18 protein-coding genes and 1 tRNA gene are annotated in these 18,162 nt (G+C 62.7%); 4 read left to right on the forward strand and 15 right to left on the reverse strand.

Annotation, left to right across the window (positions count from 1 at the left end; all coding sequences use genetic code 11):
• Nucleotides 1–114: 114 nt before the first annotated feature.
• Nucleotides 115–1,245, forward strand: a complete 1,131-nt coding sequence (locus FIV09_RS03280) for a hypothetical protein (protein ID WP_152448650.1) — start codon at nucleotides 115–117, stop codon at nucleotides 1,243–1,245.
• 58 nt (nucleotides 1,246–1,303) lie between these two features.
• Here the strand turns inward: FIV09_RS03280 and FIV09_RS03285 are convergent, their stop codons facing one another.
• Together FIV09_RS03285 and FIV09_RS03290 are read right to left on the reverse strand one after the other, a co-directional pair.
• Entirely contained in the window at nucleotides 1,304–1,519 is a 216-nt protein-coding gene (locus tag FIV09_RS03285) for a hypothetical protein (protein ID WP_152448651.1), read from the reverse strand.
• Nucleotides 1,516–1,743, reverse strand: coding sequence for a hypothetical protein (locus FIV09_RS03290; protein WP_152448652.1), 228 nt, complete (start codon nucleotides 1,741–1,743; stop codon nucleotides 1,516–1,518). The genes FIV09_RS03285 and FIV09_RS03290 overlap by 4 nt, the downstream gene beginning before the upstream one ends.
• Before the next feature lie 421 nt (nucleotides 1,744–2,164).
• Here FIV09_RS03290 and FIV09_RS03295 point away from each other — a divergent pair, with 421 nt between their 5' ends.
• The 3 genes from FIV09_RS03295 to FIV09_RS03300 all read left to right on the forward strand — a co-directional run bounded on the left by FIV09_RS03295 (nucleotide 2,165) and on the right by FIV09_RS03300 (nucleotide 3,810).
• Nucleotides 2,165–2,410 (forward strand): hypothetical protein, encoded by a 246-nt coding sequence (locus FIV09_RS03295; protein ID WP_152448653.1) that lies wholly within the window; start codon nucleotides 2,165–2,167, stop codon nucleotides 2,408–2,410.
• Nucleotides 2,411–2,456: 46 nt separating this feature from the next.
• A complete protein-coding gene (locus tag FIV09_RS20310; RefSeq protein ID WP_172975615.1) occupies nucleotides 2,457–2,630 on the forward strand; it encodes a hypothetical protein in 174 nt (57 codons plus the stop codon).
• A 196-nt stretch (nucleotides 2,631–2,826) separates the two neighbouring features.
• Nucleotides 2,827–3,810: a calcium/sodium antiporter gene (locus tag FIV09_RS03300; RefSeq protein WP_152448654.1), complete on the forward strand. Its 984-nt coding sequence runs from the start codon at nucleotides 2,827–2,829 to the stop codon at nucleotides 3,808–3,810.
• Here the strand turns inward: FIV09_RS03300 and FIV09_RS03305 are convergent, their stop codons facing one another.
• The 13 genes from FIV09_RS03305 to cpaB form a co-directional block, all read right to left on the reverse strand.
• Nucleotides 3,811–5,094, reverse strand: a complete 1,284-nt coding sequence (locus FIV09_RS03305) for a hemolysin family protein (protein WP_152448655.1) — start codon at nucleotides 5,092–5,094, stop codon at nucleotides 3,811–3,813.
• Nucleotides 5,095–6,234: 1,140 nt separating this feature from the next.
• A tRNA-Met gene (locus FIV09_RS03310) sits at nucleotides 6,235–6,311 on the reverse strand.
• Between the two features lie 329 nt (nucleotides 6,312–6,640).
• A complete protein-coding gene (locus tag FIV09_RS03315) occupies nucleotides 6,641–7,948 on the reverse strand; it encodes an ATPase (protein WP_152448656.1) in 1,308 nt (435 codons plus the stop codon).
• A gap of 111 nt (nucleotides 7,949–8,059) precedes the next feature.
• Nucleotides 8,060–8,554: a prepilin peptidase gene (locus FIV09_RS03320; RefSeq protein WP_152448657.1), complete on the reverse strand. Its 495-nt coding sequence runs from the start codon at nucleotides 8,552–8,554 to the stop codon at nucleotides 8,060–8,062.
• 18 nt (nucleotides 8,555–8,572) lie between these two features.
• Nucleotides 8,573–9,430, reverse strand: coding sequence for a lipopolysaccharide assembly protein LapB (locus tag FIV09_RS03325; protein ID WP_152448658.1), 858 nt, complete (start codon nucleotides 9,428–9,430; stop codon nucleotides 8,573–8,575).
• Between the two features lie 30 nt (nucleotides 9,431–9,460).
• Nucleotides 9,461–10,024: a tetratricopeptide repeat protein gene (locus tag FIV09_RS03330; protein ID WP_152448659.1), complete on the reverse strand. Its 564-nt coding sequence runs from the start codon at nucleotides 10,022–10,024 to the stop codon at nucleotides 9,461–9,463.
• Nucleotides 10,025–10,029: 5 nt separating this feature from the next.
• The gene (locus tag FIV09_RS03335; RefSeq protein WP_152448660.1) at nucleotides 10,030–10,998 is read right to left on the reverse strand and encodes a type II secretion system F family protein; all 969 of its coding nucleotides are present in this window, start codon (nucleotides 10,996–10,998) and stop codon (nucleotides 10,030–10,032) included.
• Between the two features lie 10 nt (nucleotides 10,999–11,008).
• Nucleotides 11,009–11,974, reverse strand: a complete 966-nt coding sequence (locus FIV09_RS03340) for a type II secretion system F family protein (protein WP_152448661.1) — start codon at nucleotides 11,972–11,974, stop codon at nucleotides 11,009–11,011.
• A gap of 3 nt (nucleotides 11,975–11,977) precedes the next feature.
• Nucleotides 11,978–13,417: a CpaF family protein gene (locus FIV09_RS03345; RefSeq protein ID WP_152448662.1), complete on the reverse strand. Its 1,440-nt coding sequence runs from the start codon at nucleotides 13,415–13,417 to the stop codon at nucleotides 11,978–11,980.
• A 14-nt stretch (nucleotides 13,418–13,431) separates the two neighbouring features.
• Nucleotides 13,432–14,691, reverse strand: a complete 1,260-nt coding sequence (locus tag FIV09_RS03350; RefSeq protein ID WP_152448663.1) for an AAA family ATPase — start codon at nucleotides 14,689–14,691, stop codon at nucleotides 13,432–13,434.
• A gap of 199 nt (nucleotides 14,692–14,890) precedes the next feature.
• Nucleotides 14,891–15,586: an OmpA family protein gene (locus tag FIV09_RS03355; protein WP_371417747.1), complete on the reverse strand. Its 696-nt coding sequence runs from the start codon at nucleotides 15,584–15,586 to the stop codon at nucleotides 14,891–14,893.
• Nucleotides 15,587–15,590: 4 nt separating this feature from the next.
• On the reverse strand, nucleotides 15,591–17,012 hold the full coding sequence (locus FIV09_RS03360) for a type II and III secretion system protein family protein (protein ID WP_152448664.1): 1,422 nt from the start codon (nucleotides 17,010–17,012) through the stop codon (nucleotides 15,591–15,593).
• A 208-nt stretch (nucleotides 17,013–17,220) separates the two neighbouring features.
• A complete protein-coding gene (cpaB, locus tag FIV09_RS03365; protein ID WP_152448665.1) occupies nucleotides 17,221–18,078 on the reverse strand; it encodes a Flp pilus assembly protein CpaB in 858 nt (285 codons plus the stop codon).
• Nucleotides 18,079–18,162 lie beyond the last annotated feature (84 nt).

The raw sequence follows: 18,162 nt of genomic DNA on the forward strand, positions 1-18,162 counted from the left end.
TGAACCCGGGATTGACCTGAATCATGTCGCCGTCACGACGATCGTTCAAAACTGGCCAGCATCTGGAGAACGTCACGCCGGAAAACCCGTGCCATCGCCCGATTGGAGGCTGCCATGCCAAGACTGTCTTTCCTGATCCTCGCTTTCTTGCTGCCGAGCCTCGCGGCAGCGCAGGACGATACCCGATTTCTGGAACTGGGCGGAGACCTCTATGGCGGGGGCAGTTCTGTTGTGGTGACGGAAGGCACTGCGACGGACGTCTTTCTGGCGGCGCAGGACACGCGCCTTGCCACACCGATCAGCGGATCTGCACATATGGCCGGGCAAACCGTCACGATTTCGGATGCGGTCGGCGGAAATGCCTATGCCGTGGGGCAAACCGTGACCTTGGACGGAGCTGTGACCGGCAGTGCGACCGTCGCGGGCCAAACCGTGACGCTGGGCGAGATCGGGCGCAACCTGCGCGCCTTCGGGCAAACCGTTTCGGTCAATGGTCCCATCGGGGGAGCTGCGGTGATCGCGGCGCAATCGGTCACGCTCAACAGCGCCATTGCCGGGGACGTTGCCGTGAACGCGGACATGGTCGAGTTCGGGCCGGAAGCGCAGATCGCAGGCACGCTGACGGTCTATCATGCCGACCCTTCGGCGATTGCCGTGCCCGACAGCGCGGTTCCCGAGGACCGCATCACCCGCAAGTCCATCGAGGCCTGGTCCGAGGATGCGCCGACCTCCGTCGGGTTCAAGCGAGAGACCATCTGGCGCGGGCTTTTCACCACGATTGCGACGGTGACCGTGCTGGCGGCGATCCTCGCAGCCCTTATCCCGCTGCGGCTGTCCCGGATGCGGGCGACCTTCCTCGAGCGCCCGCTGCGGTCGTTCTGGTTCGGATTTCTGACCCTATCTGCCGCGATTGGCGCGACGGTGGTCCTCGCGATGACGCTGATCGGGCTATTGGCCGCGCCGCTTTCGATCCTGCTGGCGGTCCTGCTTGGCTATGGCGGGTATATCGTCGGCGCCTATGCCTTGGGTGTCGGATTGCTCGCGCTCATCGGGCGCGACGCGCCGGGCGCCTGGATCGAGCGTGCGCTCGCCGCTGCGGTCGGCGCGATCATCATCGCCGCCATCGGGCTTATCCCCTTCGTGGGGTGGATCGTGGTGCTGGCGGTCTCGTTGACGGGGCTCGGTGCGCTTTGCATCGTGTTCCTGCGCCCGCAATTCTATTCCGGGGCGGCATCCACTTCGTAACCGAGCCGTCACGACGGAACGGGCGAAGCGCCGCTTTGCGCCGCAGCGACGCCCGCCCTTACATGTCGAGCCACATCACGAGGGAGGTGGCCACGAGGGTGGCGAGGGCCACGCAGCCCGTCAATTTCAGGCCGAAACCCGGGGCTGCGTCGAGGGGATAGGGCTCTGCCTCGCCATCCGGGGCGGGGTCCTTGGTCAAAATCAGGTAGCCGAAGATCGCGATCATGGCGGCATAGGCCGCGATCACGATCAGGCCGGATGTCAGGTACATCATTCAATGAAGGTCCAGAGGAGGGCGGCAAGTGCCGCCGTGACGATAAGCGAGATGAGGGCGGTCGCCTGAACGGCGACGGTCACGATCTTTTCGGGGTCGATCTGGCGGCCGGGCAGGGCGATGCGCAGAAAGCGCGCTTCGATATAGGCGGCGGCGAAGGAGATGGTGATATAGGCTTGTGCGACGGCGACAGCGCCGATGACCACAAGCAGAGTGGCGGTCATGTTTTTGGCCTTGCTATGCGGGGAAAGACCCCCGGCCCGAGCGGGCGATACTGCGATCTGTGCATGCCGAAAGCGCTTTGCGAGAGGCGCGCGAAAATAATCTTCAAAGGCGGATTTTGCTGCCTGTCGGTCGGCGTTCCGGCACGTTTTGGGGGCAATATGCGGAAACCGCTTCGTGAGAGGATGGACCGCGGCACTGGGACCGCCTGCTCCAATACCCGGATGCCGCCTCAGGGGGCTGGCAGGCGCGCCCTGACACAAGTGGGTGCCGCGCAAGTAGCTGCAATATAACAGGAAATAGAGAGTGAACTATTTCTTGTCGGCAAGGCCTCGGGGTACTTGAAAGTCCCCATGCGCACTCCGATTTGCGAAGGACTTGGGAGGATGGTCCTCCCATGTCACTCCATAGGAGAACACAGACATGCGTCGTGCAGCAGTTGGTGCCATGGTAGTCGCTCTGTTCGCGGCCCCGGCCTTCGCCCTTATCGTGTCGGAGATCGACACCGATGGCGACAGCCTGGTTTCCTTCACCGAAATGACGGTGACCTACCCTGACCTGACCGAAGAGCTCTTCGCTGATATCGATACAAGCGACGACTTCATGGTGGACGAGACGGAACTCTCCGCCGCCCTCGAGTCGGGCGTGATCGTGGAGCCTGCCGAGTAACGCGCCCGCGCTGGGCATGTTAACCCGGTATGTCAGGAACACTGATATGGCGATGAACACACATGCGCCGAAACAGACCAATTGGCTGGTCTGGGCAGGCGCAGCCGCAGCCGTGATCGTCGTGGTCGTGGCGTTCGGATACGGCGTGGACTGGTTCGGAGCGGAGGCCTCCGACGCGGTGGCACCGGTCACCGAACAAGTGGCACCCGCGTCGGATTGATCCGGTCCGACTTTGACAGAACGACCCCCGACGGAATGCTCCGCCGGGGGTTTTTCTGAAAAGTCATTGGTTTATAAATGGTTAAATCCAGTTATGCCGCTGAGCCGCTTCAGGCGACCAAAGCCCTTGTGCTGGCAGTTCGACAGAGCCTCTGTCGATCGCAGCTCGGGGCGCCGAATGAGAGAAGGAGCGTATCGTGTTGGAAATCTGGCTGCCGCTGATCGGAGGATTTGTCCTGCTGATCGTGGGGGGCGAATTGCTGGTCCGGGGCGCGGTGCAGGTCGCGACCGGGCTGGGTGTCTCGCCGCTGGTCATCGGTCTGACGCTCGTGGGTTTCGGGACGTCGACGCCTGAGCTTGTCACCTCGGTGCAGGCGGCGCTCTCGGACGCGCCCGGCATCGCCTATGGCAATATCGTGGGCTCCAACATCGCCAACATCCTGCTGATCGTCGGGATCGCCGCGCTCATCAGCCCGATGGTCGTGGCGTCCAATGCGCTGAAGCGCGATGGCATGGTCATGCTGGTGGTTGCGATCGTCTTCGCGGCTGTCGCCGCACTCATGCCGCTCGGACGCGCCGTGGGCGCCGTCTTTGTCGCGGCACTCATCATCTACATCTACCTCGCGTTCCGACAGGAGAAGAGTGCCGCACCCGCCGACCATGGCGCGGTTTATGACAAGAGCGTCGCGCTTCAGGAGGCGGACACGGCCCTTGCGCCGCCCACCGCGGCAAAGAAGACCCTGCTTGTTTCGGTGCTGATCGCGCTTGGCGGCCTGATCCTCGTCGTGATCGGAGGGCGTTTCCTCGTCGACGGCGCGGTCTCGCTCGCACGCGGTCTCGGCATCTCGGAAACCGTGATCGGGCTCACCATCGTTGCAGTCGGTACGTCGATGCCGGAGCTTGTGACCTCGGTCGTCGCGGGCCTTCGCAAGCAGGGCGATGTCGCGTTCGGCAACATCGTCGGCTCCAACGTCTACAACATTCTCGGGATTGGCGGCTTCACGGCGCTGATCGCGCCCGGCGCTGTCCCTGTCGAGATCGTCACCTTCGACAACCTCGTGATGATTGCCGTGTCCCTGGCCCTCGTCGTGTTCGCCTGGACCGGGCTTAAGATCGCGCGCTGGGAAGGCGCCGTCCTGCTGACCGGGTATGTCGGCTACGTCTACACGATCTGGCCCTGATCACATCCGTGCGGCGGGCGCAGTCTGCGTCCGCTGCACGAGCACCTTGTCGATCCGCCGACCGTCCATGTCGACAACCTCGATCTGCCAGTTCTGCGCCTGAACGCTCTGCCCGACAGTCGGCAATTTGCCCAAGAGAAACAGGACCAGCCCGGCTACCGTTTCGTAATCACCATCGTCGGGAAGCGCGATCTCCAGCCTGTCGGCGAACTCGTCAATCGGCATCCAGCCTGCCACCAGCAGGGAGCCATCATCGCGCTCCACGATTTTCGGCTCATCGGCCTCGGTCTCGTCGAACCCTCCGGCAATGGCGCCAAGGATATCCATCGCGGTCACGATCCCCTCGAAATGCCCGTATTCGTCATAGACGAGCAGCATGTGCTCGGGCGATGCGCGCAGGCGGTCCACCACCTCCATCGCCGGAAGGGCATCGTGGATGACGGGCGCATTCATCATCAGGCGGCGTGGATCGAAGGTCGCCCTGTCCGCAAGAAGCATATCCCTGCTGTGCAGGATGCCGATGATGTCGTCCGGCCCGCCATCGCGGAGCGGCAGACGCGACCGGCCCGAGGTTCTGAAACGCTCCAGAATGTCGTCGAGCGACTCGTCGATATCGGCGATGGCCACCTCGAGCCGCGGTGTCATCAGCCCCTTCGCCGTGCGATCCGCGATCCGCATCACGCCTTCGATCATGGCCGTTTCGCCCTTCTCGATGACGCCCGCACTTTCTGCCTCGGAGATCAGCAGGTGAATCTCTTCATCGCTGACCCGATGTTGCCGACTGCGATCCTGGCCCAGGATCCTGAGCATGAGCTTGCCCGATTTGTCGAGGATCCAGACGAGAGGGGCTGCGACCTTCGACAGCAGCACCATGGCCGGCGCCACACGCGCGGCAATGCCTTCGGGGTTCGACAGGGCGATCTGTTTCGGGACCAGTTCGCCAATCACCAGCGACAGATAGGTGACGACCATCACGACGGAGCCGACGCCGAATGGCTGGGCCAAGGCGGGCGGAGCGCCGAGCCCTTCAAGCGCGGTGGATACCCGCAGTCCCAGCGTCGCGCCGGAAAAAGCGCCGGACAAGACACCGACGAGGGTGATGCCGATCTGCACCGTGGATAAAAACCGGCCCGGATCCTCCGCCAGCCTGAGCGCCTGAAGCGACCCCCTGTCTCCGCGCACCTTCAGGCGTCCGGGCCGCGCGGACACGATCGCAAGCTCCGACATCGCCAGCGCGCCGTTCAGCAGGATCAGGCAGGCGAGTATTGCAAGTTCAACGATCATGAATGTCGGCTCTCGTGGTGGGGTCTGCGAATGCTAAACATAGAGTTCGGCGGTACCATTCACAAAGAGAGCTTGCGGCCGACGGGCTGGCACGTTTGACGCCGCATCGGGTTACGCCCCGTCGGTGGCGCATGGTCGATGTTTGATGGACAGAGCCTCCGCACGCGCCTTGGCATCCCCGAAGCAACCTCCTCGCGCAGGCTGCCCGAGATGGGCACGGGTTGCGTCACGGAGGCGCGGACAAGACTGGTAGTCTGGGCAAGGCCGAAGGCGTTAGAGGTTCTCTGCCGTCAGAGCGATGAGCGCGCCAAGTCGGCCGATGACTTGCGCCACCAGACGCGCGCTTGAACGTGGGTCTTGGCGGCGGACCGTCCGCCGAAGATAGCGATGATTAATTCCACGAAGCCGCTGCATCGACGGCGCTGGTCAATCCAACATCAATCTCACGCCGCAGTTGAGACCAATCCACTCCTAGACGAGGGAAACATTCAATTCTTTCGAAGGTTTTGTCGAAGAAACTCATCGTCTTCGTCGCAGGTGTGTCTGTCCTAGCCGGATGAACCGAACCGGTCATGCAGACCGGCCCAAGTTATCCGCCAATTGCACCGGAACAGGTTCGGGTTTCGTTCGCCTCAGGTCCTACCTGCGCGAATCCTCGCGAGATTGGGTTGATCCCGCAGGTCGGGTCGAACAAGTACGCTCAGGACCGTGCAATAAACCAAATCAGGGCCCAATCAGCCCAGCGTGGCGCGAACTTGGTACTGCTGGATACGACCGCAACGAGACTATTGGGCGGCATGTTGTTTGACGCGGTGATGTATTGCTGCTGGTGACAGCCAATAAGCAACAAGCAACAAGCGATCATGGTTCAGGGGGCGGCGCGATGCCGCCCTCGTTTGGCTCTGCTCTTCATTGGACAGAGATGTCGGCGAGCAGACGCCAAGCGGACTTCAGCACCGCATCAGCTCTCGAGCGTGAGTCGCGACCCGCTGGCTTCCATTCGGTTTCCACCTCGTATTGCGCTAAACGCCTGAGTTTTGCCAATTAAGGTATCTACACACCCCATAGGCCTAACCGAAGGTTAAGCGGCAAACTCGACTAAACGCGTTGTTTTTAGTGCAAATGTTCACTGAGGTGGGATGGTAGCGGAGGAGGGACTTGAACCCCCGACACGCGGATTATGATTCCGCTGCTCTAACCAACTGAGCTACTCCGCCAGAGTGGCGGTTGATTAGAAGAGCCCCGCAGGAGGGTCAAGCGGGAAATTTCCGAAATTGCGCGCGTCTGCGCCTTCCTCGGCAAGCGCTGTCGCGACGCGCAGCCACCGTTCGACATCCGCGCGTCCCACGCCGCCGTTAAAGCGCAGCCCCCCTGTCACGACCGGACCGAAAATACCTCTCGGGGGAGCGCGAGGGGGCAGACAGCCCCCTCGCTCTTTTGGCGCGCCATTTCCCAAGCGAAATGGCGGTGGGGCAGACAGCCCCCTCGCTGCCCGACGGAGCCACGACCGCCCGAAGTGTCAGGAGCCTGACAGCGCAACCCGCCCTTATTTCACGATCACCTCGTCCTTGACGAACATGTTGGCCCAGGCGCGGTCCACCAGTTCCGGAGTCATCTTGTAAGGCAGGCCTTCGAAATCGCAGACCGAGATCATCTGATCGATGAGGAAGACCGGCTGGTAATTGGCAAAGACATTCTTGATCGTCGGATACTTGGTCTTCAGCAGGTGCACGAGGCTCTTCTCGCAAAGCTGCATCCGCTTCTTGCGGGCCACCAGCGCGAAGATCTTCAGGAAATCCTCTTGGCTCGGCCCGTCGATCTTGATCTTGAAGAAGATCCGGCGCAGGGCCGCCTGGTCGAAGATCTCGTTCGGGTGGAAGTTCGTCGAGAAGATCACCAGCGTGTCGAAGGGGACCTCGAATTTCTCGCCCGATTGCAGGGCGAGGATGTCCTTCGATTCCTCCAGAGGCACGATCCAGCGGTTGACCAGTTTCTGCGGCGGCTCGGCCTGACGGCCAAGGTCGTCGACGATGAAGATGCCGCCGGTGGATTTGAGCTGCAGCGGCGCCTGGTAGGTCCGTGCCGTGGGGTTGTAGACCAGATCCAGCATGTCGAGAGACAATTCGCCTCCGGTGATCACCGTGGGCCGCTCGCACAGCACGTAGCGCGAATCGTAGAGGTTCCGGCGGCGCAGCTGGGTCGGATCGTCTTCCTGCTCCGTGGCCTTGGAATGCACGATCGGGTCGTAGACGGTGATGACGGAGCCTGCATATTCGATGGCGCGCGGGACGTAGATCTTGTCGCCCATGGCGTCGCGAATGCCGTTCGAGATCGAGGATTTACCGTTGCCCGGGGGGCCGTACATCAGGATCGAGCGGCCCGAGGTCACGGCGGGTCCCAGATTGCCCAGAAGCTGGGGCGGCAGGATCAGGTGACCCATCGCGTTCGACAGCTGCTGGCGCGTGATCTGGATGTTGCGGATCGACTGGCGCTGCACCTGTTCGCGGTAGACCTGCAGGGGCACCGGCATGGCGCCGTAATATTCCGACTGCGCCAGCGCATCCATCGCGCGTGCCTTGCCGCTATCTGTGAGCTGGTAGCCCATCTCCGTGCTGATACCTTCGGAGCGCGTGCCCATCGCCTCGAGAAGGTTCTGCCCGCGGGCATAATCGATCAGTTCCTGCGTGATGGGGACGGGCAGGCAGACCGCCTTGGCAAGCTCGCTGGCGCTGCCGGTATTCTTGCGGAAGATCGTCTTGATCACGATGTCGCGCATCATGACCATGGGCAATTGCATGTCCTGCAGCCGCTTGGGCGGCGGAGGTGCCATGACGTTCGAAGTTTCCATGTTCATTGCCAGCGGTCCTTTGCCCGTATCCACGCGGCAGAGAGGACCAATTCTTTATGGCGAGAGCTTGGCTAGGACTTGGCGTTTTCCGGGGAAATGCCACCCCGGCAAGAAGGCTCAGGCGCCGTAGAGCACGCCCAGCCCGAGATAGAGCGCCAGCGCCCCACCGAGGGCGAGGCCCATGGGAAATTTCGAGCCCGAATGCCAGCTTTGCCATTCCGGCGCGAGGCGTGTGAGCGGCGTCGCGCGGGCCAAGCGGTGCGCCACGAAAGCCGCGATCAGAACGCCGGTGAACAGGACCAGCAACAAACGCAGATCGCCGAGATGGATGAAGGGTGCGGCGGCGGCGGCGAATTTCGCATCCCCTGCGCCCATGACGCCCCCTGCATTGAGCGCGATGCCCGCGATCAGGACCACCACCAGATGCAGGTAGCGCCAGAGATAGGTCTCGAAGGGCAGGGCGATCAGCCCGACCAGCGCAAAGACGACGAACAGGGCGATCACCGTGGGATTGGTGATCTTCATCCGCGCCATGTCGGTGTAGCAGGTGTACAGGCACAGCGGCACGACGAAGGGCAGGAACCACAGCGCGGCCGAGGCATCGATGGACATGTGCGCGCCCCTTCGGCCTTAATTCGAGCCTTCGAGCGCGTCGAGGCTGGTTGCTGCGGCCTCGAAATGCTGCGGATGGGTCTCGATCGCGTCGCGCAGAAGCGCCTTGCCGGTCTCGACATCGCCCTTCTTGATCGCGGCGAGGGCCAGCGTGTGCAGAAGCTGCGCCCGTTCGACCTGGGTCATCGGGATCACGGGGATCGTGTAGTCGCCACGCGCCGCGCGGGCCAGCATCAGGTTGTTCTTCGCGGTGAACAGCGACTCGTCCTGGCGGATCGCGTCGGTGAACAGCCGTTCTGCGGCGCTGTGCTCCCCGCGCGTGAGCTTGGAATAGCCCCAGTTGTTCAGGATGCTCGAGGGTTGCGTGGTCAGGCCCAGGGCCACCTCGTAGAAGCTGTCGGCCTTCTTCCAGTCCTGGTTCACGTCGGCCACCATGGCTTCGAGCTTGTAGCGCTCGAATGTCTCATGGGTGGGGGGGATCGCATTCAGCGTCTCCTTGGCGCGGTCCCATTCGCCCGAGCGGATCAGGGCATCGGCCAGCGCCACCTTGTCCTTGTGGGCCACGTCTTCATGGTCGACGACCTTGGACCAGGCCGCCACGCCTTCGGGCACGCGCTTGGCGCGGATCAGCGATTTCGCGAGGCCCCGGCGATGTTCGATGTTGTCGGGTGCGTCCTGCAGGGCCCTGCGGAAGTAATCCACGGCCTCGTTCGGGTCGGCCACGGTCAGCATCACGTCGTTCAGCCCGGTTCCGTCGATGGCGTTCACGCCCTGGAAGTTCCGGTCGACCGTTTCCGCTTCGCTCGCGGTATCTCCGCATGCGGATAGCCCGAATGCCCCTGCCGCGCAGAGGATAAAAATCCTGGAGTGGCGCATTTGCTGCGTCCTTGTCCTGCTTCTGCCTCGTTACTCGGTCGATGTGAGCAGGAAATCCCCCTGTCCGCGTCGCACGAGCTTAAATTCTTGTTCTTGTTCCTCACCATAGACGCTATTTTCAATTTTTGCGAGCGCCAAGCGAAGATTGTCGCGGATTGAGTCGTTTTGGCCATTGTCGAGCGCATAGGCCCTGCGGAAGGTCGCGGCGGCCTCGGCCTCCTTGCCCTGTTCCATCAGGACAACGCCCAGGTTGTTCCACATCTCCGGGCTGGCCTCGTCCTCGTCCACGGCCTGTCGGAGCAGGCGCTCCGCCTGGTTCAGACGCCCCAGCGCAAGATTGGCCGATCCAAGACCCGACAGCACCTCGACGGTCAGTCCAAGCTCTGCCGCGGCGCGCGTATAGGCGTCGAGCGCGAGCTCGGGCTCATCGGCATCCATCAGGCGATGGCCCACCAGAAGCCCGCCCACGCCTTCGCCGTCGGGGTCGATTTCAGGCGCGTAAAGCTGGTCCTCCGGCAGCTCAAGGCCGCCCGGTGAACAGGCGGCCATCAGCATTGCAAGTATCAGAAGGCATCCCGCGAGGGGCGTGCGCATATTGGTCAGTTCCCGGTCATGTTGGTGATGCCGACCACCGAAGGCCCCACGAGGATGATCAAAAGCGGCGGCACCGTGAACATCATTGTGGTCAAAGTCATCTTCGTGGGCAACTTGTTTGCCTTCTCTTCCGCGCGCATCACGCGCTTGTCGCGCATCTCGGCGGCATAGACCCTGAGCGCGTCGGCGACCGAGGTGCCGAAGGTCTGCGACTGGTTCAGCACGGTCACGAAGGAGGACACGTCCTGCACGCCGCAGCGTTCCGACATGTCGTTCAGGACGTTCGATTTGTCCTTGCCGGCCTTCATCTCGTAGCTGACCATCTGGAACTCGTCGGCGAGTTGCGGGTAGGAGGGGCGCAATTCACGGGCGATCCGGACAATGGACTGGTCCATCGACTGGCCCGCCTCGACGCAGACCAGCATCATGTCGAGCGCATCCGGGAAACCGTCCTGGATCTGCTGCTGACGTTCGCCCGCGCGCTTGTTGACCCAGTATTTCGGCAGGTAATAGCCCAGACCGCCGGGCCCCAGCACATACATCACCATGTCCTTGGTGGTGGCGTTGTCGCCAAGCGCCAGCGTGTAATAGGCCGTGCCGAGCCCGAGCCCCAAGAGACCCAGCGCGAATTGCGCGAAGTAGTAAAAGCGCACCGCCTCCTTCGAGGCATAGCCCGCCTGCATCAGTTTCAGCCGCGCCGAGCCCAGCTCTTCCTCGTCCTGTGGTTCGAGGAATTGCGCATACCTGTTGAGCTTGTCGTTTTTCGCCTTCTCGCGGAGGATCTGCTTGGTCTCGGCCTGCTGACCGCGCTTCTCCATCTGCTTGAGCTTTTCCATCGGGTCCGGCTTCTGCGCCAGCATGATGGGGATAGAGGCGAGGATCAGCAGCAGGCCAAGCCCGCCTGCAATGATCATCGGTGCCGCCGGTCCAAGCAGGTCGGTCATCACGGCGTTCAGATTGGCAATGGCGTCCATGATGGTTTCCTCAGACCTTGATGTTCACGAGCATGCGCATGATGAAAAGGTTCAGCGCAAGGAAGATGGCGACGATGAAACAGGCCGGGATGAACCACGGGTGGTCCAGCACGTTGTCGTAGTAGTCGGGCTTGGTGACCTGGATGAAGATCAGCGCCATGACCGGGAAGCCCGACAGGAACTTGCCCGACCATTGGGCTTCCGCCGTGATCGCCTTCACCCGGCGGAAGAGACGGAAGCGCGCGCGGATCACCTTGGCCAGACCTTCGAGGATCTCCGCGAGGTTACCGCCCGATTGCTGCTGGATCGACACCGCCACGGCGAGGAAGCGCAAATCCTGCATGTCGAGGCGTTCGGCCATGTGCTTCAGCGCCTCGCCGATATCGCGGCCGTAGGCGCTTTCGTCCGCGATGACGCCGAATTCCGTGGCCAGCGGGTCCTGGATCTCCTTCGAGACGATGGAAATCGCCGAGGAGAACGGATGACCCACCCGGAGCGACCGGACCATCAGCTCGACCGCGTCGGGCAGCTGCTCCTCGATCATCGCAAGGCGCTTCTTGGCCTTCGAGTTCACCCAGAAGAACACGCCGCCCACACCGAAACCGATGCCCATGGCGATCCGGATCGGCAGACCTGCCTCGGTCGTGATCGACAGGCCCAGAAAGGCGATGACGGACACGGCGACCATCAGCATGATCAACTGGTTGGGCGTGAAGGCGATGGCCGCCTTCTGCGCCCGGTCGGCCAGCATCGAGTAGAGCGGCACGCCCCGGTTATCGAGATGCTGGTCCATCTCCTTGCGGAGCTTGGCCAGAACCTCGTCGCGGCGTGCGCCCTTGTCGAGCATCTGCAACCGCCGGTTCACCCGGCTGTTGAGGCTGATCGATTTGCCGAAGGCAACGAGGTAGACGCCTTCGACGAGGGCGAGAACGCCCACGAAGATCGCGCCGTAGATAATGAATTCTGCGTTCAGCATGGATCAGTCCCCCCGGAACGGCTCGTAGATGGAGGGCGGCAGATCATATCCCCACATCTTGAAGCGTTCTGAATAATGGCTGCGAACCCCGGTCGCGGTGAAATGGCCGAGGATCTTGTTGTCAGGTGTCAGGCCGACGCGCTGGAAGCGGAAGAGCTCCTGCATGGAGATCACCTCGCCTTCCATGCCGGTCACTTCGGTGATCGACGTCATCCGGCGCGAGCCGTCCTGCAGGCGGCTGGCCTGCACGATCAGGTTCACAGCCGAGGAGATCTGGCTCCGCATCGCCTTCAGCGGCATCTCGATGCCCGCCATGGCGATCATGTTCTCCAGACGGGCGACACCGTCGCGGGCGGAGTTGGCGTGGATCGTGGTCATGGAGCCGTCATGGCCCGTGTTCATGGCCTGCAGCATGTCGATCACTTCCTCGCCCCGCGTCTCGCCGACGATGATGCGGTCGGGACGCATACGAAGCGCGTTCTTCAGACAATCGCGCGGCGTGACGGCGCCTTTGCCTTCCACGTTGGGCGGTCGGCTTTCCATCCGGCCCACATGGGTCTGCTGAAGCTGAAGTTCGGCCGTATCCTCGATGGTCAGGATGCGCTCACTGTCATCGATGAAGGAGCTGAGCGCGTTGAGCGTGGTGGTCTTGCCCGAACCCGTACCGCCCGAGACGATGACGTTGAGGCGGGTGGCGACAGCGGCCTGCAAATAAACGGCCATCTCCTCGGAGAAGGCGCCGAAGGCCACAAGATCGTCGATGCCGAGCTTGTCCTTCTTGAACTTACGAATGGAGACGAGGCTGCCATCGATGGCAATGGGCGGAACCATCGCGTTGAAACGCGAGCCGTCCTGCAGACGGGCGTCGACGTAGGGATTGGATTCATCGACCCGGCGGCCCACGGCGGACACGATCTTGTCGATGATCCGCATCAGGTGGCGTTCATCCTTGAAGGTGATGTCCGACAGCGACAGCTTGCCGTTCTGTTCGATGAAGATCTGCTGCGGGCCGTTCACCAGGATATCCGAGACGGTGTCGTCTTTCAGAAGCGCCTCGAGCGGGCCGAGCCCCTTCACCTCGTCGTAAAGCTCCTGGTTGAGCTGCAGCCGCTCTTCGCGGTTCAGGACGATGGACTTTTCCTGCAGCGATTCCGCGGTGATGGCCTGGATTTCGGCGCGCAGATCGGCCTCGCTCGCCTGATCGAGGGCGGCGAGGTTCAGGTTGTCCAGAAGCGCGCGGTGCAGCTCGAGCTTGATCTCGCCCAGCCGCTCCTTGCGCTTTTTCTCCTTGTCGCCCGCGACGGGACGCGCGGGGCTTTGCGGCTTTACCTTCCGCATCGAGACGGGTTTCTCGACCGGGGCTGCGGCTTTCTCGGCGGCCGGAGCAGGCGCGGGGGCCGGGGCGGCGGTCGTGGCGCCGGACTTTTTGTAGCGTGAAAACATCTTCAAGCAGCTCCTTAAGCGGCAACAGCGTCGGATTGACCGATCTCATGCAGAGACTGGGCCAGCTTTGCGATTTCCTTGCGCAGCGGGTTCTTCGCGGCCTGCAGCGCGATGGGCAGACCGTGATCGCAGGCTTGCGCAATCGGCCGACCGCCATCGGGCATGAACAGGTCCATGCCGATATCGAGGCTTTCGGCCATCCGCTTGGCGCGGCTCTTGCCTTGCAGGTCGGTGAATTTCGGCGCGCGGTTCAGCACGAAGCGCAGCTTGTCGAAGGGCAGATCCTCGGATTGCAGCGCCCGCTTCAGCCGCAGCGTGTTCTGGGCCGAGCGCATGTCGAGCTCGATCATCGCGAAATAGACCTGCGCGGCCTGCAGCACGGTTTCGGACCATTGGGTGATCGCGGACGGCATGTCGACGACGATGTAGTCGAAATGTTCGCGCGCGAGCCCCAGCAGCAGGCTCACATCTTCCTGGGTGATCATGTCGAGCGGCAAGAGATCCGACGGCGCGGTGAAGACGTCGATCCGGTCCTCGAAGCTTTGCAGCGCCTGCGCGAAGGTGTCCTGATCGAGCGTGCCGATATCGGCCAGAAGCTCCACGATCGTTTCCTTGCGCGGCAGGTCGAGATAGGTCGCGGCCGACCCGAATTGCAGACCGAGATCCAGAAGGCAGACGCGCGGCGCCTTGTCCTTGTCCTTCTCGACATTGGCCAGCTCCCAGGCGAGGTTCACCGCAAAGGTGGTGGTGCCGACGCCGCCTGCCATGCCCTGCACGGCCAGAAGCACGCCGTCGCCATCGGATTTCAGACGCGCTTGCGACTCCCGGCCCTCGCTTTCCGCGACAAGCTGCGGGGCAGGGGGCCTCTTGATGCGTTCCACCGCGGCGGCAAGCTCGCCCTCTGGCAGCGGGTAGGGCACGAATTCATCGGCGCCGTTCTTCAGGAGCCGGTGCAGCGTGGCGGGGCTCACATCCTCCGCGATCAGCACGGTCTTGACGCCGCGCGCTTTCGCAGTGGTGATGATCGCCATCAGCTGATCGGCATTGTCCTCGTCGGTGTCATCGATGGCCAGAGCGACGAAATCGAGGCTGTCGGCTTCCGGTTGGCCGAGGAAGGCCAGCGCTTCAGCAAAGCCCAGATCCCCCCAGGCTTCGCCCAGAAGCGATTCCATGTCCTCGATCAGGAGGTCGAATATCTGTACGTCGCGGCTGATCGTGCAGGCCACAATCGGCGCGGCTTCTGCAACTGCGTCTGCGTTTGTCACCGTACTCATAAGCTTTACGTCCTTTGCCTGTCTCGCACCGAACGGAGGCAGGACGCAGTCTTCATGCGCTTTCTCACCCCGACCGATGCAGGAACCGAGGGGCCAATCGGCCAGACGGTCCTGTCGCTATGGTGAGAAAGTTGCAGTCAAAGGCGGCAACATTTGGACGAAAAAACCGTAATTGTACGGTATTCGCAGACGGTAAGGATTAGCCGCCCGGAATGGTGATCGCTGCGCCACCATCGCCGCCGCCCACGCTGCTTTCGGCCTGGGCCGACTGGACGTATTCGCGGTAGATGATCTGCGCATACTTGCCGTCGAGCACGTTCTGGTGCGACGACACGAAGCCGGACACTTCGGTCACGGTGCGGCGATTGCGCCGCTCGCGGCCCTGGGTGACGATCAGCGGTTGGGTTTCGCCATAGGAAACAACGGCTTCCAGCCGCTCGAGGCTGATGCCCTGCGTCGAGAGGAAATGCACCGCCGCGCGCGCACGGGCGAGGCCCAGACGCTTGTTGTAGGCGTCGTCGCCCACAAGATCGGTATGTCCGTAGACCCGGAAGCGCACTTCGGGGAATTGACGAATCCAGGCGGCCTGTTCGCGCAGGGTATCGCGCGCGCCGCTGTCAAGCTGCGCCGAATTGAAGGCGAAATTGACGGTCGTCATCACCTCGGAGGCGAACCGCTGGGCCAGATCGAAGGTGTAGCGCTTCTCACCGGACATGACCGCCACGTTGTTGGCCGTGGCCATGCCGAAGTCTCCCGGATCGAGGATTGCGCCCGCTTCGGGACGGAACGACGCATAGCCCGCCGAATTCCCCGCCTCGTGGGCACAGCCCGACAGGATGCCCATCGTGCCGATGGCGAGGAGGCCGGTTCTGATCGTGTGCGCCGTCATGCCCATTGTCTCAATCCATCACATAGCCATAGGAACCGGTGAAATCCTGCGTGGCAACCTCACCCGCCGCACCGGAACTCGGCCTGCGCCGTTCACCCGCCTGCGTTTTGCCGAAGAGGAACAGGTCCCGCTCGGAAGGCGGGCGGACCTTGTCCGTCGGCAGTGCCAGCGCCTCACCCCGTGTGGGGGTGACGAGATGCGGGGTCACGATGATGACAAGCTCGGATTGCTCGCGGGAATATTCGGCGCTGCGGAACAGCGCGCCCAGGACCGGAATGTCGCCCAGCCACGGCACCTGACCGTTCAGATCGCGGAAATCGTCCTGCAGAAGGCCCGCAATGGCGAAGCTTTCGCCGTCGCGCAGCTCGACCGTGGTCGAGGCTTCCCGCCGGGAGAAGCCGTTGATGCGCACGGCCTGCAGATCGATGCCCGTGGTCGAATCGAGCGATGAGACCGCCGTCTTGAGTTCGAGATTGATCAGATCGCCGTCGATCACGCGCGGAATGAAATCGAGCTCCACACCGAAGGGCTTGAATTCAATGGAGATTTGATCGCCTTCGGCCTGAACCGGCACGGGATATTCGCCGCCTGCAAGGAAACTGGCCTCCTGTCCTGACAGGGCGGTCAGGTTCGGCTCCGCCAGCATCCGCACGAGGCCCTTGGATTCAAGCGCTTCGAGCAGAATGCCCACTTCCAGGCCGCCCGCATCGAAGCCTATGACCGCGCCGCCCTCCGTGTCGTTCCCGAAGGCCACCGGATCGCCCAACGTGTTGCCATCGAGCCAAGTGCCCGTCTCGGAGACGAGGCCCGCATCGCCGCCCAGAAGATCGCCACCGATCGACAGCGAGGACCGCAGCGCCTTGGACACCGAACGCTGCATCTCCGCAAAGCGCACTTTCAGCATGACCTGCTGGACGCCGCCCACCTGCATCAGGTTCGATACCCGCTCGGGCGCGTAGCGTTCCGCGAGGCTCAGGGCGCGATCAAGCGCCTGAATCGAAGACAGTGTGCCCGACAGCACGATGCCGTCATTGGCGGTCCGCACCTCGATGGGCTCACCGGGCAGGATCTGCCGCAGCCGCTCCTTGAATTCGCTGATATCGGCCGCGACGCGTACATCCACATTGGCGATCAGCATGCCCTCGGCATCGAAGATCGACATGGTCGTCGTGCCGGGCGCGCGGCCCAGAACATAGATCGACCGGTCGGAGAGCGAGGAGATGTCGGCAATGGCCGGGTTCGCGATGGAAATCTCCGCGAAGGGGATATCGCTTTCAACCACGAGCGCGCGGTTGATGGCCACGCTGAGTTGCGAGCCCACGTTTCCGCGCACGATGCGGAGGTCTTGCGCTTCGGCGACCGGGGTCGCGATGGGTGCAAAGCCAAGGACGGACCCAAGGAGGGCCGCCCGCAGAATACCGTCGAATTTCATGTGACCTGCCTTTCCGATCACGCCTCAGGTGCAGGTCTTCTGCCTGCATTTGGTCAAAGCCTGCGCGAGATTTGGAATTTTTGCAAGAATCAATGCCTTCAGCCGTGAAGTTCATGTGGGTTACGGGCAACAGCCGTGACAAAAACGCTCCAAAACAGCGAAAGGCGCCCCGAAGGACGCCTTTGCCAAACCGTGATTTAGCCGGTGCTCAGTTGGTGCAGGGGATCGGCAGGTCCACAACCTCGGAGCCCTTGCGCGTCTTGATCGTGCAGACTTCGCGCGCCTTTTGCATCTGGGTCTGCTCCTCCTTCTCGAGCCCGAGAAGCGAGCGCTGATCGACCTCGATGGCTTCCGCAACCGTCGTGTCGTTATTGGCCAGAAGCGACAGGGTCAGATCGCCGGTCGACTGGGCCTGGGCCAGCGCTGCAATCTGCTGCGGGGTGGCCGCGACGGTCACGGTCCGCGCGATGGTGGCGCTGGTCGTGTCGACATTTGCGGTCTGGTCGATGGCGATCAACTCGACGCCGGTCTGAATGAGCTTGGTGACTTCGCCTTGCGGCAGCGACGGGTCGCGTGATCCGATGCGGCCGGTCCAGTAGACATCCACGCGGTCGCCGGGACGCAGGAAACCGGACACGCCCGAGGCCACGTCGACCTTGACCGCGAAGGCGCGCAAGCCCGGCTTGAGGCGTGAGGTCAGGCCGACATCGCCGCCGGGCTCGGACACCTTGACGCCCATCAGAACCTCGAAGGGCTCGATCTGGCGCAGGGCCACGCGGGGCTGTTCGCCCGCGACGAGCAGGGGCTCTTCCTCGGTGAAGTATTTTTCGGGCAGCGCGGGCACGGGCCAGGGCACGAGGGAGATGTCCTCTTCCGTGATGGCCTGGCCGTAAGACAGGGGCTTGGTCGCCACGTAGACCATGGTCGTCTCGACCGCCTGCACCTGCTTGGCGCGCTCTTCCTGAAGCGCGGTCTCGTAGGCGCCGATATAATTCTGAGCCATGTATACCGCGAAACCGGCCAGGCCGAGCCCCGCGATCAGGACAAGTCCGAACAGCAGACGCATGGGGATACCTCAATTCATTGCTCGACCGCTTACGGGATTGTGGCGGTCTGTCGATCTGTCTGAAGCCTGACAGGAAACAATGGC

The sequence above is a fragment of the Roseivivax sp. THAF197b genome, from assembly GCF_009363255.1.
Classification (GTDB): domain Bacteria; phylum Pseudomonadota; class Alphaproteobacteria; order Rhodobacterales; family Rhodobacteraceae; genus Roseivivax.

What these genes read in the sequence shown, in the direction of transcription:
- FIV09_RS03280 (WP_152448650.1), top strand. Translation starts at nt 115, where the DNA reads ATGCCAAGACTGTCTTTCCTGATCCTCGCTTTCTTGCTGCCGAGCCTC.
- FIV09_RS03285 (WP_152448651.1), bottom strand. Translation starts at nt 1,519, where the DNA reads ATGATGTACCTGACATCCGGCCTGATCGTGATCGCGGCCTATGCCGCC.
- FIV09_RS03290 (WP_152448652.1), bottom strand. Translation starts at nt 1,743, where the DNA reads ATGACCGCCACTCTGCTTGTGGTCATCGGCGCTGTCGCCGTCGCACAA.
- FIV09_RS03295 (WP_152448653.1), top strand. Translation starts at nt 2,165, where the DNA reads ATGCGTCGTGCAGCAGTTGGTGCCATGGTAGTCGCTCTGTTCGCGGCC.
- FIV09_RS20310 (WP_172975615.1), top strand. Translation starts at nt 2,457, where the DNA reads ATGGCGATGAACACACATGCGCCGAAACAGACCAATTGGCTGGTCTGG.
- FIV09_RS03305 (WP_152448655.1), bottom strand. Translation starts at nt 5,094, where the DNA reads ATGATCGTTGAACTTGCAATACTCGCCTGCCTGATCCTGCTGAACGGC.
- FIV09_RS03315 (WP_152448656.1), bottom strand. Translation starts at nt 7,948, where the DNA reads ATGAACATGGAAACTTCGAACGTCATGGCACCTCCGCCGCCCAAGCGG.
- FIV09_RS03320 (WP_152448657.1), bottom strand. Translation starts at nt 8,554, where the DNA reads ATGTCCATCGATGCCTCGGCCGCGCTGTGGTTCCTGCCCTTCGTCGTG.
- FIV09_RS03325 (WP_152448658.1), bottom strand. Translation starts at nt 9,430, where the DNA reads ATGCGCCACTCCAGGATTTTTATCCTCTGCGCGGCAGGGGCATTCGGG.
- FIV09_RS03330 (WP_152448659.1), bottom strand. Translation starts at nt 10,024, where the DNA reads ATGCGCACGCCCCTCGCGGGATGCCTTCTGATACTTGCAATGCTGATG.
- FIV09_RS03335 (WP_152448660.1), bottom strand. Translation starts at nt 10,998, where the DNA reads ATGGACGCCATTGCCAATCTGAACGCCGTGATGACCGACCTGCTTGGA.
- FIV09_RS03340 (WP_152448661.1), bottom strand. Translation starts at nt 11,974, where the DNA reads ATGCTGAACGCAGAATTCATTATCTACGGCGCGATCTTCGTGGGCGTT.
- FIV09_RS03345 (WP_152448662.1), bottom strand. Translation starts at nt 13,417, where the DNA reads ATGTTTTCACGCTACAAAAAGTCCGGCGCCACGACCGCCGCCCCGGCC.
- FIV09_RS03350 (WP_152448663.1), bottom strand. Translation starts at nt 14,691, where the DNA reads ATGAGTACGGTGACAAACGCAGACGCAGTTGCAGAAGCCGCGCCGATT.
- FIV09_RS03355 (WP_371417747.1), bottom strand. Translation starts at nt 15,586, where the DNA reads ATGGGCATGACGGCGCACACGATCAGAACCGGCCTCCTCGCCATCGGC.
- FIV09_RS03360 (WP_152448664.1), bottom strand. Translation starts at nt 17,012, where the DNA reads ATGAAATTCGACGGTATTCTGCGGGCGGCCCTCCTTGGGTCCGTCCTT.
- cpaB (WP_152448665.1), bottom strand. Translation starts at nt 18,078, where the DNA reads ATGCGTCTGCTGTTCGGACTTGTCCTGATCGCGGGGCTCGGCCTGGCC.